Source organism: Rhodococcus sp. IEGM1428 (assembly GCF_050321865.1).
In the GTDB taxonomy this organism is placed as follows: Bacteria; Actinomycetota; Actinomycetes; order Mycobacteriales; family Mycobacteriaceae; genus Rhodococcoides.
Window position 1 is genome coordinate 1,140,974 of sequence record NZ_JBNQFW010000002.1, and the last position, 13,727, is coordinate 1,154,700.

Annotated in this window: 15 protein-coding genes and 1 pseudogene; 9 read left to right on the forward strand and 7 right to left on the reverse strand. The window is 64.4% G+C overall.

The window, feature by feature from the left end:
• Nucleotides 1–6 precede the first annotated feature (6 nt).
• From ACQR3T_RS14010 to ACQR3T_RS14030, 5 genes are all read left to right on the forward strand, one after another.
• A complete protein-coding gene (locus ACQR3T_RS14010; protein WP_428693926.1) occupies nt 7–387 on the forward strand; it encodes a RidA family protein in 381 nt (126 codons plus the stop codon).
• Nucleotides 388–456: 69 nt separating this feature from the next.
• Nucleotides 457–1,014, forward strand: a complete 558-nt coding sequence (locus ACQR3T_RS14015; protein WP_428693805.1) for a dihydrofolate reductase family protein — start codon at nt 457–459, stop codon at nt 1,012–1,014.
• Between the two features lie 39 nt (nt 1,015–1,053).
• Nucleotides 1,054–2,283 (forward strand): AGE family epimerase/isomerase, encoded by a 1,230-nt coding sequence (locus ACQR3T_RS14020; protein WP_428693806.1) that lies wholly within the window; start codon nt 1,054–1,056, stop codon nt 2,281–2,283.
• A gap of 54 nt (nt 2,284–2,337) precedes the next feature.
• Nucleotides 2,338–3,663: a hypothetical protein gene (locus tag ACQR3T_RS14025; RefSeq protein WP_428693808.1), complete on the forward strand. Its 1,326-nt coding sequence runs from the start codon at nt 2,338–2,340 to the stop codon at nt 3,661–3,663.
• Nucleotides 3,660–4,757 carry a hypothetical protein gene (locus ACQR3T_RS14030; RefSeq protein ID WP_428693809.1) on the forward strand — a complete coding sequence of 366 codons (1,098 nt, stop codon included), beginning with the start codon at nt 3,660–3,662 and terminating at the stop codon, nt 4,755–4,757. The genes ACQR3T_RS14025 and ACQR3T_RS14030 overlap by 4 nt, the downstream gene beginning before the upstream one ends.
• Nucleotides 4,758–4,790: 33 nt before the next feature.
• On the opposite strand, the gene ACQR3T_RS14035 is transcribed toward ACQR3T_RS14030, so the two are convergent.
• Both ACQR3T_RS14035 and ACQR3T_RS14040 read right to left on the reverse strand, forming a co-directional pair.
• A complete protein-coding gene (locus ACQR3T_RS14035) occupies nt 4,791–5,102 on the reverse strand; it encodes a hypothetical protein (RefSeq protein WP_141215839.1) in 312 nt (103 codons plus the stop codon).
• 64 nt (nt 5,103–5,166) lie between these two features.
• Nucleotides 5,167–5,700, reverse strand: coding sequence for a CGNR zinc finger domain-containing protein (locus ACQR3T_RS14040; RefSeq protein ID WP_037149106.1), 534 nt, complete (start codon nt 5,698–5,700; stop codon nt 5,167–5,169).
• A 39-nt stretch (nt 5,701–5,739) separates the two neighbouring features.
• Here ACQR3T_RS14040 and ACQR3T_RS14045 point away from each other — a divergent pair, with 39 nt between their 5' ends.
• Nucleotides 5,740–6,741, forward strand: a complete 1,002-nt coding sequence (locus tag ACQR3T_RS14045) for an EamA family transporter (RefSeq protein ID WP_428693810.1) — start codon at nt 5,740–5,742, stop codon at nt 6,739–6,741.
• A 23-nt stretch (nt 6,742–6,764) separates the two neighbouring features.
• On the opposite strand, the gene ACQR3T_RS14050 is transcribed toward ACQR3T_RS14045, so the two are convergent.
• Nucleotides 6,765–7,409, reverse strand: a complete 645-nt coding sequence (locus tag ACQR3T_RS14050; protein WP_032380076.1) for a TetR/AcrR family transcriptional regulator — start codon at nt 7,407–7,409, stop codon at nt 6,765–6,767.
• A 73-nt stretch (nt 7,410–7,482) separates the two neighbouring features.
• Here ACQR3T_RS14050 and ACQR3T_RS14055 point away from each other — a divergent pair, with 73 nt between their 5' ends.
• The 3 genes and pseudogenes from ACQR3T_RS14055 to ACQR3T_RS14065 form a co-directional block, all read left to right on the forward strand.
• Nucleotides 7,483–8,349 (forward strand): SDR family oxidoreductase, encoded by an 867-nt coding sequence (locus ACQR3T_RS14055; RefSeq protein ID WP_032380077.1) that lies wholly within the window; start codon nt 7,483–7,485, stop codon nt 8,347–8,349.
• Nucleotides 8,350–8,376: 27 nt separating this feature from the next.
• Nucleotides 8,377–9,867: a flavin-containing monooxygenase gene (locus tag ACQR3T_RS14060; protein ID WP_428693811.1), complete on the forward strand. Its 1,491-nt coding sequence runs from the start codon at nt 8,377–8,379 to the stop codon at nt 9,865–9,867.
• Nucleotides 9,868–9,889: 22 nt separating this feature from the next.
• Nucleotides 9,890–10,564 (forward strand): annotated as a pseudogene (locus ACQR3T_RS14065) (NADPH-dependent F420 reductase); the annotation flags it as partial.
• 14 nt (nt 10,565–10,578) lie between these two features.
• On the opposite strand, the gene ACQR3T_RS14070 reads toward ACQR3T_RS14065, so the two are convergent.
• From ACQR3T_RS14070 to ACQR3T_RS14085, 4 genes are all read right to left on the reverse strand, one after another.
• Nucleotides 10,579–10,860 carry a protealysin inhibitor emfourin gene (locus tag ACQR3T_RS14070; protein WP_052065549.1) on the reverse strand — a complete coding sequence of 94 codons (282 nt, stop codon included), beginning with the start codon at nt 10,858–10,860 and terminating at the stop codon, nt 10,579–10,581.
• Nucleotides 10,861–10,870: 10 nt separating this feature from the next.
• Nucleotides 10,871–11,908 (reverse strand): M4 family metallopeptidase, encoded by a 1,038-nt coding sequence (locus ACQR3T_RS14075; RefSeq protein ID WP_428693812.1) that lies wholly within the window; start codon nt 11,906–11,908, stop codon nt 10,871–10,873.
• A 94-nt stretch (nt 11,909–12,002) separates the two neighbouring features.
• A complete protein-coding gene (surE, locus tag ACQR3T_RS14080) occupies nt 12,003–12,752 on the reverse strand; it encodes a 5'/3'-nucleotidase SurE (protein WP_428693813.1) in 750 nt (249 codons plus the stop codon).
• The gene (locus ACQR3T_RS14085; protein WP_428693814.1) at nt 12,749–13,702 is read right to left on the reverse strand and encodes a 1-phosphofructokinase family hexose kinase; all 954 of its coding nucleotides are present in this window, start codon (nt 13,700–13,702) and stop codon (nt 12,749–12,751) included. Before ACQR3T_RS14085 ends, surE begins: the two co-directional genes overlap by 4 nt.
• Nucleotides 13,703–13,727 lie beyond the last annotated feature (25 nt).

The window sequence follows — 13,727 nt, forward strand, 5'->3', positions numbered from 1 at the left end:
TCCGGCATGATGCAACCCACCCCGTATCACCACGTGGCGGTGGGTCAGGGTTCTCGACATATCCACGTCAGCGGCCAGATTGCACGGAACGGTGACGGGTCGGCGGTTGCCGAGAACGACCTGGCCGGGCAGGTCGCGCAGGCGCTCCGCAACACCGCGATCGGATTGACCGGTGCCGGAGCGACATTCGAGGATGTTCTGCGGTTGACGTTCTACGTCACGCATTGGGCTACCGAGCTGATCGACGAGTTCATGGACGGCGTCACGCGCGTCGCCGACGAGATCGGACTGCCGACTCCGATGCCACCGGCATCGCTGATCGGAGTGGACTATTTGTTCGAGCCCGACGTACTCGTCGAGGTCGAGGCGACGGCCATTCTGAAATGACCCGCCGACCGGTGACTTCTCGTCGGTGCGTAGGTCGATACTGACAAACCCACCGACCTCAGGAGTGACATGGCCATTCTGACGTACAACATGATCGTTTCCCTCGATGGCTTCGTCGAGGACTCCGCAGGCAGTCTCGATTACGCCATGCCCGACGCGGAGACGCATCGATTCTTCAATCGTCAGACGGAGGAGACCGCGGCCTTCCTGTTCGGCCGTCGAATGTACGAGGCCATGGAGGACTTCTGGACGGCCCCGGAACGCGCCGACGGCGAGGATATCGAGGCGGAGTTCGCACGGCTGTACGTAGACACGCCGCGCACGGTCTTCTCCGACACCCTCGACTCCGTTGCCGACGGGTGTCGGTTGGTGCGCAGTGCCGATGCAGTCGCCGAGGTGCAGCGGATCAAACGAGAGACCGAGGGCACCATAGCCGTCGCCGGTGCCGCACTGGCGAAGTCGCTGGTCGACGAGATCGATCAATTCGAGGTCATCCTCCTGCCGACAATCCTCGGCGGCGGGAAGCCCTACTTTCCGGTCGGGCAGCACCTCGACCTGGCTCTGGAAGAGCACCGAGTGTTCGCGGCCTCCGGGTGGGTCTACATGCGCTACAGCGTCTCTCGCTGACTTCGGCCCAGTCCATCGAGCACAGCGCACAATGAACACATGAGCTCCGGACATCTTCGCACTTGGTGGACCCTTCCATCGCATCAGCTGTGGCTCGACACCGAATCGTCTCGTCTTCTCGATTTCGGAACCTCACTCGACCACCCGGCCGGTGGCGCGGCGTGGTTGGACGACCGCGGGAACCCCGATCTCGATCACCCGGCGCTGACGTACATCACCGCACGGATGGCGCACGTGCACTTCCTGGCGTCGGTCCAGGGGTATCCCGGGTCTCGCAGGAAAGCCGATCGAGTGTTCGACGGCCTACTGACGACGTTGCGGGACAGCACGAACGGCGGGTGGTTCGAGTCCAGCGCCGACGCGACCTCGCCCGATGCTGTCAAGAACGCGTACACACATGCGTTCGTGGTGCTGGCCGCTTCGGCTGCCGCCGCCGCGGGGCACCCTGATGGTCGGGGTCTTCTCGACGAAGCCCTCGACGTCGTGGCCGCACGTTTTTGGGACGAGAACTACGGAATGTGCGCGGACACATGGACTGCCGACTGGACCGAACTCGACGAGTACCGCGGAATCAACGCCAACATGCACATGGTCGAAGCGCTGTTGGCTGCCGTCGATGCGGGTGCGCCCACGATCTGGCGTGAACGTGCAGTATGCATCTGCGACAACGTGTGCACGTGGGCTGCGGCCAACGACTGGCGCATTCCGGAACACTTCACTGCAGAATGGATTCCGCAGCTCGAGTTCAATTCGGACGACACCGCCAACCAGTTCAAGCCGTACGGGGCGACGGTGGGTCACGGATTCGAGTGGGCACGACTTCTGGTGCAGGCCAGCATGGTTGCGACCAGCGCCCACGGCCACGACTATGTCGAGTCGGCGAAGTCACTGTATCACCGAGCGGCGCTGGATGGCTGGCAACCCGGCCCGACCCCGGGGTTCGTCTACACCACCGACTGGTCCGGACGTCCCGTGGTGACCGAGCGCTTGCACTGGGTGCTGTGCGAGGCGGTCGCCGCCGCCGCGACACTGGGGCGTCACACCGGAGAAGATCGGTACGGCAACGACTATCGCGAATGGTGGGACGTCGCCGCCGACTCCTTCATCGACCACGTCGGCGGCTCCTGGCATCACGAACTCGATTCCGACAATGTTCCGGCGGCGACGGTGTGGAGCGGCAAACCCGATCTTTATCACGCCGTCCAAGCGACGTGGATCAGTCGATACGCGCCGAGTTCGAGCATGCTGGCGGTGCTGACCACCGGCTGATGTCGAAGAGCGCTACAGCTGAAAAACCTTCCGCTGGGTCTGTATTGTTTCCTAGTGCCCGAAGGAAGAAGATACAACGCCATCATCGACGTATCCGTCATCGTCACGGTCGTGGCCCTCGGGGTCGCTGCGGCGGGTCTGCTTCGATCGCCGGAGTCGGCTGTCGCCGTCGGTGATTCCGAAGTTGTGTCCGAGCCGATCGAGTATCCGGTGGACATCCCGGGGTGCGCGGAGGTCGAGCCGCCACCGTCGGGTGAGGGCGGGGCGTTCATGACGTCGTCGATCGTTCAGGGGTCTCCGTCATATGACAACCCCGACTATCCGTGGCTCACATCGGGCAAAGCCGGTGCAATGTCCGACGCCGTGCTTGCAGCCTTGCCCGGCGATGTGTCAATCAGTTTGGCGACGCCGTCGATGTCACTCGTGTTTCAACCAGTGGAGGATGACGGCGACGATGTTCCGGTGGGACTACAACCCAGCACCGATGCCATGGGCGAGTTGGAAAGGTCTGGTACGTCGGCGTTCGCAAGCATCAGTGTCCGACCCTCTGACGCCGGCGTGCCGGCCTGTGTCGCAGGCGCGCTCGATGCCAGAACCACCCAGTCGGACGGCACGGTCATCGATACCGACGAAAGTTGGTACGAATATGCCGGCGACCGAACGAATTTCCGCACGGCCACCGCATATCACCCGGATGGAACGCAGGTGATCGCGAATCTCACCGGCACGGAGTCGGCCGAACTTCCGCTCGAGTCATCGGAGTTGGCTCGCATCGCAGCGTTGCCGGAGCTGCGTGTCACGGTGCCCGCCCCGGAGGGAAGTGTTGCGCCTCGGCAGGATTGCTATATCGCGGCGCAGGGCTCCGGGACCGAACTCGACGTACGCCCGGAGGCTGTGGCCGCGGCGAACGACGCGTTGGCGGCAGCGTGGCAGGCGATTCCGAACACACCCGCACTGAATCGACCGATCGGGTCCCTCGTTCCCGGCGGATACAGCTCGGGTGTGTGCACCGACCTGGAGGTGGTCGGAACTCGCGTGGGGCTGTACATCTCGGTATCCGGAGGTGTGGAACTTCCAGTGCCACTCGATCCCTACGATCCAGAGTCCGCGTACGGACCCGTCATCGAAACACGAACGCTGCCCGACGGTTCGGTGGTCGAAAGCTATGACGCCGACATCATGAACAGCTTCGTCTCCGAGGACGGCACCACACAGCTCACGCGTTCGGTAACAGTGACACGACCGTCCGGGGTGCAGGTGTCGGTTCGCTCGACGGTCGACCTCGACCCCACCCAGTACGCACCGCTGGTGTTGCCGGAACCACTGTCTTTCGAGGTGCTCGATGCTGTGGCGCAGGCTCCGATTGCGCAGTGGCCATGACTGATTCGCAGAGAAGGTCCACCATTCGAGCCGGAGTTGCGGTGGCTGTTGCCGCCGTATCCGTCGTCGCTGCAGTCGTCGTGGTATCGATGCAGGATGTTCCCGTCGAACAGCCGTCGGACGTCCAGGCTATGACACCGACGTTCTCGGAGGAGACGACAACCACGCAGGCACCGACCGGGCCAATCCTCGACCCGACGTGGCAGATCGACGCGGAGACCGTCTACGGACGCGAGTTCGCCGCATTTCGTTCTCCCGCAGCAAATCTGCAATTCGATTCGAGTGTCGCCGGGGTGATCGACGCCGGTGATGTTCTCGTCACTGCCGCGGGACTGCCGAATCCTCGGTCGTATTCCGTGGATTCGATCGAGTTCGTGGCCATCGATGCCGAGGACGGGAGTATCCGGTGGAAGAAGTCACCCGGCAGTGTCGACCAGTGCGCAAGCGAGCTCGTGGGTAACGACATCGTCTGTCTGGATTCGTATTCCGACGTCCCGTCCATCGTGAGGATCGGCGTGGACGACGGGGAGGCACGGAGAACGCCGATCCCCGAAGCCTGGTTCCCGTACGCCATCGAGAGCGACGGGCAGTCCGTCTTCCTGCTCGAGGGCAACCCCGAGGACGGCGAATCGGTGTTGCACGGGGGTTCCATCGATGCCCTCGATCGGATGTGGTCGCGCCCGATCACGTCCTTCGCGGGCTGGGACGGCGTCGAGGGCCCGCTGATTCACGTGTCCGACGGACGAGGCCTTGTCACCCTCGGCGGTGAGGCCACATTCTTCGATCCCCGTACCGGAACGCCGCTCGAAGGTCTCGAATTGACCTCCGATACAACCGTCGTCGACGCAGGCGGTGCGGACGTGTGGACGCTGCGCGATCCGTACGCGTCCGAGACGACCGTCGGCAACACCGCTTATTCGTTCGAGGAGAACGCGCTCGTGGCCACCACGGAATCGAACGACGTGCGGTGGCGATGGCCACTGCCCGAACGGTCCGACGGATTCACCGAGTCGGGTTCGATCGTCGAGACCGCGTCGGGGGTGTTCTTTCTCGGAACCGATTCGATCGTCCGTCTCGAATCGGTGCCATCATGACCTCGTGATTCACCGAAAGCACAGTACGTCGAACTATTCGCGGTGGGGGGTTCGCTCACCGGTGTTCGGGTCGACGTCGAACAATTGGTCGGTGCTGTCGGGTGCGTAGACGACGGTGTCGATTTCACGAGCGCGGCGTCGGGCACCGTCTCGAACGGCGAAGAACGCGGCACCGAACAGCACGACGACGGTGACACCGGCAACGATGGCCCACCCTTCGAAGCCGCCCGCCAAGGCGGCGATCAGACCTCCTGCGGCCGCGATTCCGGCGAAAATCAAGATGACGGCCAACATGTTCTCGACCGCCCGTGCCCAGCTTGTCTTGGAAGGCCTTTTCTCGACCATGGGGGATGTTCCTCTCGCTAAGTTCCATCCCCGGATACCCGGAAGTCCGTCGACTATGCCTCCGCTACTGGGCCTTACGTGCGCGGTAGGCGGCAACTGCCGCTCGGTTGCCGCAGGTCGTGCTGCAGAACCGGCGTGAGCGGTTGCGTGAGAGATCGAGAACCAACCCGTTGCAGTCCGGATCGGCACAGACGTCGAAGCGGGACAGCTCGTCGGCGCGGATGACGTCGATCATCGCCATCGCGGTTTCGACGACGATGCGGGTCGCGAGCGGACTGTCGTCGGCCACAGCGTGAACGTGCCAGTCGAGGTCTCCGTGGCGGACCAGTCGCGGCAGGGCCGAGGACTCGGCCAGCAGTCGGTTGACCTCGACCACGGCGTCTTCGCGGCTGCTGGTGAGTAGAGCGCGCAGGGTCGGACGCAGTGCCCTCACCGCCTCGAGCTCGGTGTCGTCGCCGTCGAAGCGGCCGGAGTAGCCCTGCTCGGTGAAGAACTCGGCCAGCTCGTTGCGTGTTGTCAACGTGTCCGGATCCTCGGCGGAGTTGACCAATGCCACGGCGGACAGAAGCGACAGTTCTGCGTCATGAGCAAAAAGCATGTTGACACCTTACCAAGTCGGTCTCTACTGTCACATGTCATGACGGCTTACACTCATGACACGACGGTGGATCTCGCGGCCACACACGACGCTGCTGCCCGCTCGCGCCGGCTGTCGGGGCTCGGGTTCGCGTTGCTCTCGGCCGCGTCGTTCGGGCTCTCCGGTTCGCTGGCCACGGGATTGCTCGACGCCGGCTGGACGGCCGGGGCCGCGGTGACCGCACGGATTCTGTTGGCGGCAGCCGTCCTGCTGATTCCGTCGATCCTCGCGCTGCGCGGGCGGTGGGGCCTGCTGGCGAAGAACTGGAAGCTGCTCCTTGCGTACGGAGCGTTTGCGGTGGCCGGCTGCCAGCTCGCCTTCTTCAACGCCGTCGGACGTATGGAGGTGGGCGTGGCGCTGCTGATCGAGTTCACCTCGCCGGTGGCCGTCATCGGGTGGATGTGGTTCAGGCACCAGCAGCGTCCGGGCCGCCTGACCGTGGTGGGTGCGCTGTTGGCTGCGATGGGTCTGGTGCTGGTGCTCGACCTGATCTCCGGAGCCGACATCGACACGGTCGGCGTGCTGTGGGCACTGGGCTCGATGGCCGGCGCAGCCGTCTACTGGGTGCTCTCTGCCGACGAGAGCAACGGACTTCCGCCGATCGTGCTCGCCGGGGCAGGCCTACTCACGGGTGGGCTCATCCTGCTGGTTGCCGGACTCATCGGCATCATCCCGTTCGCTGCCCCGCTCACCGATGTCACCTTCGTCGATGCGGTCGTTCCGTGGTGGGTTCCGATCATCGGCCTCGGCGTCGTAACCGCCGCATTGGCCTACGTGCTCGGGATCGCCGCCGGCAGACGCCTCGGGTCGCGGTTGGCGTCGTTCATGGGATTGATGGAAGTTGTTGCCGCACTTGTCTTCGCGTGGCTGCTGCTCGGGCAGGCTCCGGCACCGATCCAATTGGCCGGTGGCGCACTGGTTCTGCTCGGCGTGGTCGTCGTCAAATCCGGCGAACGATCCACCGCGGACGCACCGGTGGAGCCTCTGCAGAGCAGAGCCTGAGCTTTCTGGTTCCGACCCTGCCGCTAGCCGTCGACGCGTCCGAACACCACAGCGGCCAGAATGGTGTGGGCGCTCGCGATCACGGATTCGAGAGGTTCGCGTTCCGGGGAAAGCAGCCACTGTTGGGCGATGGTGAGGACCGCGCCGACGAGTCCCATCGCCAATGTTCGACGGTTCGGCCCGGCCAGGCCGCGGCTGGACCCGACGGTCTCGGCCACCTGTAGCACCGTCGCGGAGAACGAGGTGGTGGTCTTGCGGTACAGCGCGTCGACGGTAGGGGATACGCCGAGGATTTCCACGAAGGCAATTCGAGCCGATTTGGGCTGCTCGGCGACGAACGTGAAGAAGCCGGTGAGTGCCCCTCGGAGCACCTGTTCGCTGGAATCCGTCTCGGCCGCTGCTCCGGCGAGAATGCTCTCGCGCATGGCGTCGGTGGCGCGGGCGTAGGTGGCCATCAGCAGGTCTTCGCTGTTGGTGAACGACTCGTAGAAGTAGCGCTTGGTCAGGCCCGCCTCGCTGCACACCTTCTCGACCGTCGCGGTCCGATAGCCGGTGGTGCCGAATACTTCGACGGCTGCGTCGAGCAGGCGGATCCGACGCTCCTGCTGCCGCTGCTGCGGATCGGCACCTCGGTAGGTGCGGCCGACTTCACTGTGATGGGTGGTCACACACAGATCTTGACACCGCTCGGTATCAGATGCAAAGTGTTCGCAGACAAGCATTCGCATCGAGGGGGAGCACATGGCGGCGTCGACGCTACGGAACAAGGTGGTTCTGATCACCGGAGCAGCACGGGGAATCGGTGCCGCCACTGCGCGCGACCTGGCAGGCAAAGGTGCCCGGCTGGTACTCGTCGACGTCGACGAGGCCCCGCTGCGAGAGTTGGCGACGCAGCTGAAGGCCGAGGCGTTCGTCGCCGACGTCCGAAATCTGGACGACATGCAGCGCGCTGTCGACGGCGGGATCGAGGCGTTCGGCGGCATCGATCTGGTGCTCGCCAATGCGGGAATCGCCAGCTACGGCTCGATCATGCAGGTGGACCCGACCACGTTCCAACGCGTCATGGACATCAACGTGATGGGCGTGTTCAACACCGTCCGCGCTGCATTGCCGTCGCTGATCGAACGCAACGGCTACATCCTCGTCGTCTCCTCGCTGGCAGCGTTCACCCCTTGCCCCGGGCTGGCGGCCTACAACGCGAGCAAGGCTGCGGCCGAGCATTTCGCGAATGCGCTTCGGCTGGAGGTCAATTACCGAGGTGTGGACGTCGGCTCCGCGCACATGGCGTGGATCGACACACCGATGGTGCAGGACGCCAAATCCGATCTCACGGCATTCCAGGACTTGCTTGCGGTACTGCCCGGCCCCCTCGGCAAGACGATGACCGTCGAGCAGTGCGTCGACGCCTTCGTCGACGGCCTGGCCAAGCGCAAGCGTCGCGTGTACGTACCGCGATGGGTGGGTGCAGCGTCCTGGTTCAAGGCCGTCATCACCTCGCGCGTCGGCGATCGCAGCATGCTGGCGCACGTGCCGACCATCCTGCCCAAGATGGACGAAGAAGTAGCTCGCCTCGGTAGGTCCGAGAGCGCTCGCAACAAGACCAGCTGACCCCCCACCTAAGGAATCGTTGCTGATATGACTGCCGTACTGACGACCCCCGAGGTCGATGTCCTCATCATCGGTGCCGGCCTGTCCGGCATCGGGGCCGCGCGTCACCTCGGGCACGATCTGCCCGGGAAGACGTACACCATCCTGGAAAGCCGCGGGGCGATCGGTGGCACGTGGGATCTGTTCCGTTACCCCGGTATTCGCTCCGATTCCGACATGTACACCCTCGGCTACAGCTTCAAACCGTGGATGGGGGAGAAGTCCATCGCCGACGGCACCGACATCCGCAACTACATCGTCGAGACTGCGCGAGAAGCAGGCGTCGAGAAGCACATTCGGTACCACCACAAGGTGATTGCCCTCGAATGGTCGTCCGAGCAGCAGTTCTGGACGGTCACTGCGCAGCGTAGCGACACCGACGAAACAGTAACTATCACCGCGTCGTTCGTGTTCTCCTGCAGTGGTTACTACAACTACGACAAAGGATTCAGTCCCGAATTCGCCGGCCAGGAGAACTTCGGTGGTCAGGTGATCCACCCGCAGCACTGGCCCGAGGATCTGGACTACGCGGGCAAGAAGATCGTCGTCATCGGCAGTGGTGCCACCGCGATCACGTTGGCCCCCAACCTCGCTCGCGATGCCGAGCACGTGACCCTGCTGCAGCGCTCGCCGAGCTACATCCTCTCGCTGCCGTCCAAGGACCCGATTGCGCAGGCATTGCGGAAGCGCCTGCCGAAGAAGTTGGCGTACAGCGTGACTCGACTCAAGAACGTGTCGATGGCCATGTTGATCTTCACGTTGAGCCAGAAGTACCCGGAATTCATGAAGAAGCGGATCCGGAAGCTCCAGGAGGGGTGGCTGCCCAAGGGATACGACCTCGACACCCACTTCACCCCGTCCTACAACCCGTGGGATCAGCGGCTGTGCCTGGTGCCCGACAACGATCTGTTCCGCTCGATCCGCAAGGACGAGGTCTCGATCGTCACCGATCACATCGACAGCTTCACCGAGACCGGCCTGAAGCTGAAGTCCGGGCAGCACCTCGACGCCGATATCGTGGTCACCGCAACGGGATTGAACCTGTCCGCACTCGGCGGCGCGACGTTCCGCGTCGACGGTAAAGACGTGGATCTGCCCAGCACCATGGCGTACAAGGGCATGATGCTCACCGGCATCCCCAACTTCGCTTTTGTCGTCGGGTACACCAACGCGTCGTGGACGCTCAAGGCCGACATGGTCTCGAACTACGTCATGCGTCTTCTCGCTCACATGGACGAGAACGGGTACAGCACCGTCGAGCTCGAACGCGATCCCTCCGTCGACGAGGAGCCGTTTCTCGACTTCGCCGCCGGTTACGTGCTGCGGGCCGTGGACAACTTCCCGAGGCAGGGCAGTGAAACTCCGTGGAAGCTGCGGATGAACTACTTCCGTGACCTGCCGGTTCTGCGGTACGGCAAGCTCGTGGACAAGGCGATGAAGTTCGGCCGGCCCCGCGCGAAAGTCTCGGTCGGGTCCTGACGGGAATAGATCCTGTCCGGGATCGTTTGTTCCGGACATGAAAATTGGCATCATCGGAAGTGGACAGATCGGCGGCACGCTCACGCGCCGACTCGCAGCGCTCGGTCACGAGGTTCGGTTCTCCAACTCGCGTGATCCGGAGACTCTTGCCGACCTGGCGGCGGAAACCGGAGCGACCGCGGTGTGGGCCGCGGATGCCGCGGAGGATGCCGACCTCGTCATTCTGAGTATCCCGCAGAAGAACGTTCCGGACCTCGCTCCAGGAATCACCAGTGCTCGCAAGCCCGGAGCGCCGATCATCGAGACGAACAACTACTACCCGCAGCAGCGCGACGGGCTGATCGAGGAAATCGAAGGCGGAACACCCGAAAGCGTGTGGGTGGCCCAACAACTCGGTGAGCCGGTGATCAAGGCCTTCAACGGAATTTGGTACAAGCATTTGCTCGAGAAGGGCGTACCGGCCGGGACCGACGGGCGCATCGCGCTTCCGATCGCAGGCAACGACGACGACTCGAAGAAGTTCGTGTTCTCGGTCATCGACGAGCTCGGCTTCGACCCGGTCGATGCCGGAACCCTCGAAGATTCCTGGCGACAGCAGCCCGGTTCGCCGGTCTACGGCAAGGACTTCGGAGTCGACGCCACCGTCGAGGCACTGAGCAAGGCAACCGAAGAACGCAGCGAGGAGTGGAAGGCCTGACTACAGGGCTTGAACTACCTGACGCGGCCCTCGCGGAGTGTGCGCTCCGCGAGGTCGCGTAGGGGCCCGGTCAGGGCAGAATCCCCGACTCGGCACGAATGCTCGCCCACCGACACGCTCCAGACGAATGTGTCGCGAGCGTTCGACTCGGCCGCGTCGGTGGCCTGCTGATCGGCAAGGTACGGCTGCGCGGCCTCGACCAACGACTGCCATTCCGGCTCGTCGGTCTCGACGATGCCACGCTTGGACATTCCGGCGACACCGCCGGTTCGTAGTACCTCGATGCGCAGGCTCATCTGCCCTCGATCACACCCGATCGTCGTTCGGCTTCCCGGTTGTCTTCACCCCCACGGTAGACCAACCCGTGGCCACGGCCTCGGCAACGTCGGACCCGGCTCCGAATCGCTTGTTCGCCGCCGCGCGTGTTGCGGCGGCAAAGCCGGCGAAGTCCACTGTCGGCGAGAGTCCCCCGGCGGTCATCGTGTCGAACCAGACCTGCCCGACGCGGTCCCACGCCGGACCTCCCAGAGTGGTCGCGGCAACGGCGAACGCACGGTTGGGAATACCCGAATTGATGTGCACCCCGCCCTCGTCCTCGGTGGTGACGACAAAATCGTCCATACTCGCCGGCTGCGGATCCTTGCCCAACACATCGTCGTCGTACGCGGTGCCCGGCTCGAGCAGCGAGCGCAGCGCTTTGCCCTGCACAGCAGGCAGGAACAGACCTTCACCGATCAGCCACGAGGCATCCTCGGCGTTCTGCTTCGCGGTGTACTGCTCGACGAGTGCGCCGAAGACGTCGGAGACGGACTCGTTCAGTGCGCCGGCCTGGTCCTTGTATTCGAGCGGGGTGGTGTACTGCGTGAACCCGTGTGCCAGTTCGTGCGCGATGACGCCCAGCGAGATGGTGAAGCGTGCGAACACCTCGCCGTCACCGTCGCCGAACACCATGCGTGAGCCGTCCCAGAACGCGTTGTCGTAGTCCTGGCCGTAGTGCACCGTCGCGTCGAGGGGCAGGCCGCTGCCGTCGAGACTCGAGTACCCGTAGACCTCGTCGAAGAACGCGTACGTTGCGCCGAGACCGTCGTATGCCTCGTCGGTTGCGGCATCACCGGTGGGATCCTCACCCTCGGCGCGGACCTGCTGGCCCGGGAGGTCGCGGGTCGATTTCGCGTCGGAGATGGTGCGTTCGAGTGTGCCGCCTGTCCGCGGCGCGATGGCGGTACGTGCCTGAACGACTTCTCGTCCCGCCCGCATCTCACGGTCGGCGAGCAGTGTGGCGCGGGCACCGGCTCCCTGGAGCCGTTCGAGCAGAAACGGTGGAACTACAGAATGGAACGTCATACGCGGTGACCCCCTAGGTCCGTGGCATGTGCGGTGCGTAGTTCCCAGTGTGCCCGAGGGCACCGACAATTCTGGTTTGCCCGGCGTGCCGAGCTCACTCGCACATCGTCGACAGATCGACGCGGTCCACCTCGCTCGGGGGACGCAGTGCGGTGACGGTCGCCCAGTTTCGGGCCAGCAAGGAGGCGTCGGAGTCGTCGTCTTCGGCCTGGATCGCGTCGAACCGGACGGTGACGAAATCTTCTCCGCGGTCTCCTATTTCGGCCTGCACCGCGCCGTAGCGAGCCAGTGACGCCGGGACGATTCCGGCGAAGTCGGCGAGGGGAACGTCGGGAATGTTGACGTTGACCACGGCATCGACGGTCAGGTGCGTGACCATCCATGTCACGGCCAGGTGTGCGACGTGTTCGGCGGTCTCCCAATGCGACGGCCGAGTGGCGAGCGACGACAGCGCCATGGCGGGAACCCCGTGCGTCAGGGCTGTCAACGCTGCGCCCACCGTTCCCGAATGCAGAACGGCAGCACCGGTATTGGGGCCGTGATTGATACCCGAGAGTACTAAGTCCGGTACGTCGCCGAACGCCCCTCTCGTGGCGACGAACGCGATGAGGGCCGGCGAGGCCTGCACCGCATAGGCCGTCACATCGGCTAGGCCGTCGATCTCGGTCAGCTCGATACCGAGGTGGTCGTCGACGCCCATCCCCGTCAACGAAGCGCTGGCACCACTGCGCTCCTCGTGGGGCGCGGCCACCACGACGTCGAGGCCGGCATCGAGGGCCACCCGTGCCAGCAGGGCGATGCCGTCGCTGTGCACGCCGTCGTCGTTGGTGATCAGGGCTCTCATTTCTTGCCCGCCTTGCTGTACGGACGCACGTCCACCGATTCGGTCAGCCCGAGTACCAGATCTTTTCGGCCACTACCGAGGCCGCGGCGGGTGACGTTGGCGGTGCCCGCGCCTCCGCCCAGCCGTAGCGCCTCCTGCATCGACATTCCCTGGGCGATTCCGGCGGCGATGCCGGCGCTCATCGAATCGCCTGCTCCGTGGTGGTCGACCATCTGCAGACCCGGGGTGACGATCTCGAGCGCGTCGCCCTCCACCAGAGCCAACGCCGGGTCTCCCGCTCGTGAGATCACGACGACCTCGGCACCGGCGTCGTGCATCTTTCGCATCGACTCGATCAGGTGCTTCGGGTCTTCGGACTCGGCACCGCCGTCGGCGATGAGATCCTCGTGACTGACCTTGAGCACCGTGAGACCGCCGGTGAGAGCAGCCTGCATCGTCGGTCCCGACAGGTCGGCTACCACCGGGACATCGAGCGCGCGCAGGTCTGCGCACAGCCGCTCGTACACCTCGGCCGGCACGATGTCGTCGGCATGCGGACCGCCGAGGATCGCGACGTCGCTACGGGCACCGGTGGCAAGTGCCGCGCCGAACAGATCGTCGAGTGCATGCCTGGCCAGCGGCGGCGGGTCGACCGTGGCCAGTACCTCACGCTTTCCGCTGCGGCGATCGTGCACGTAGGAGCCACTTTCCTGGCCGATATCGATGGAGACGACGGAGATGCCCTCACTCTCGATGATGCCGCGCAGCACGGCACCGATCTCGCCGCCGAAGACCCCGGCGAGGGTGACATCGAGACCGAGCACCGACGCCATTCGCGCGATCCAGTGACCCTGACCGCCTGCGTGTACGTGCAATTCGGTACTGCCGTTCGGGGCGGCGTCGAGAGTCACCGTCAGAAGCGGAGACGGTGCGAAGACGAGGGCAGTGGGTGTACGAGAGGAGGAAGGCACCGATCGCGAATGCCCGATTTGTCAG

Excerpts from the sequence above, each read along its gene's own strand:
- ACQR3T_RS14055 (WP_032380077.1), top strand. The coding sequence starts at position 7,483 with ATGGCGGCGTCGACGCTACGGAACAAGGTGGTTCTGATCACCGGAGCA.
- ACQR3T_RS14020 (WP_428693806.1), top strand. The coding sequence starts at position 1,054 with ATGAGCTCCGGACATCTTCGCACTTGGTGGACCCTTCCATCGCATCAG.
- surE (WP_428693813.1), bottom strand. The coding sequence starts at position 12,752 with ATGAGAGCCCTGATCACCAACGACGACGGCGTGCACAGCGACGGCATC.
- ACQR3T_RS14060 (WP_428693811.1), top strand. The coding sequence starts at position 8,377 with ATGACTGCCGTACTGACGACCCCCGAGGTCGATGTCCTCATCATCGGT.
- ACQR3T_RS14075 (WP_428693812.1), bottom strand. The coding sequence starts at position 11,908 with ATGACGTTCCATTCTGTAGTTCCACCGTTTCTGCTCGAACGGCTCCAG.
- ACQR3T_RS14040 (WP_037149106.1), bottom strand. The coding sequence starts at position 5,700 with ATGCTTTTTGCTCATGACGCAGAACTGTCGCTTCTGTCCGCCGTGGCA.
- ACQR3T_RS14010 (WP_428693926.1), top strand. The coding sequence starts at position 7 with ATGATGCAACCCACCCCGTATCACCACGTGGCGGTGGGTCAGGGTTCT.
- ACQR3T_RS14015 (WP_428693805.1), top strand. The coding sequence starts at position 457 with ATGGCCATTCTGACGTACAACATGATCGTTTCCCTCGATGGCTTCGTC.
- ACQR3T_RS14070 (WP_052065549.1), bottom strand. The coding sequence starts at position 10,860 with ATGAGCCTGCGCATCGAGGTACTACGAACCGGCGGTGTCGCCGGAATG.
- ACQR3T_RS14030 (WP_428693809.1), top strand. The coding sequence starts at position 3,660 with ATGACTGATTCGCAGAGAAGGTCCACCATTCGAGCCGGAGTTGCGGTG.
- ACQR3T_RS14045 (WP_428693810.1), top strand. The coding sequence starts at position 5,740 with ATGACGGCTTACACTCATGACACGACGGTGGATCTCGCGGCCACACAC.
- ACQR3T_RS14035 (WP_141215839.1), bottom strand. The coding sequence starts at position 5,102 with ATGGTCGAGAAAAGGCCTTCCAAGACAAGCTGGGCACGGGCGGTCGAG.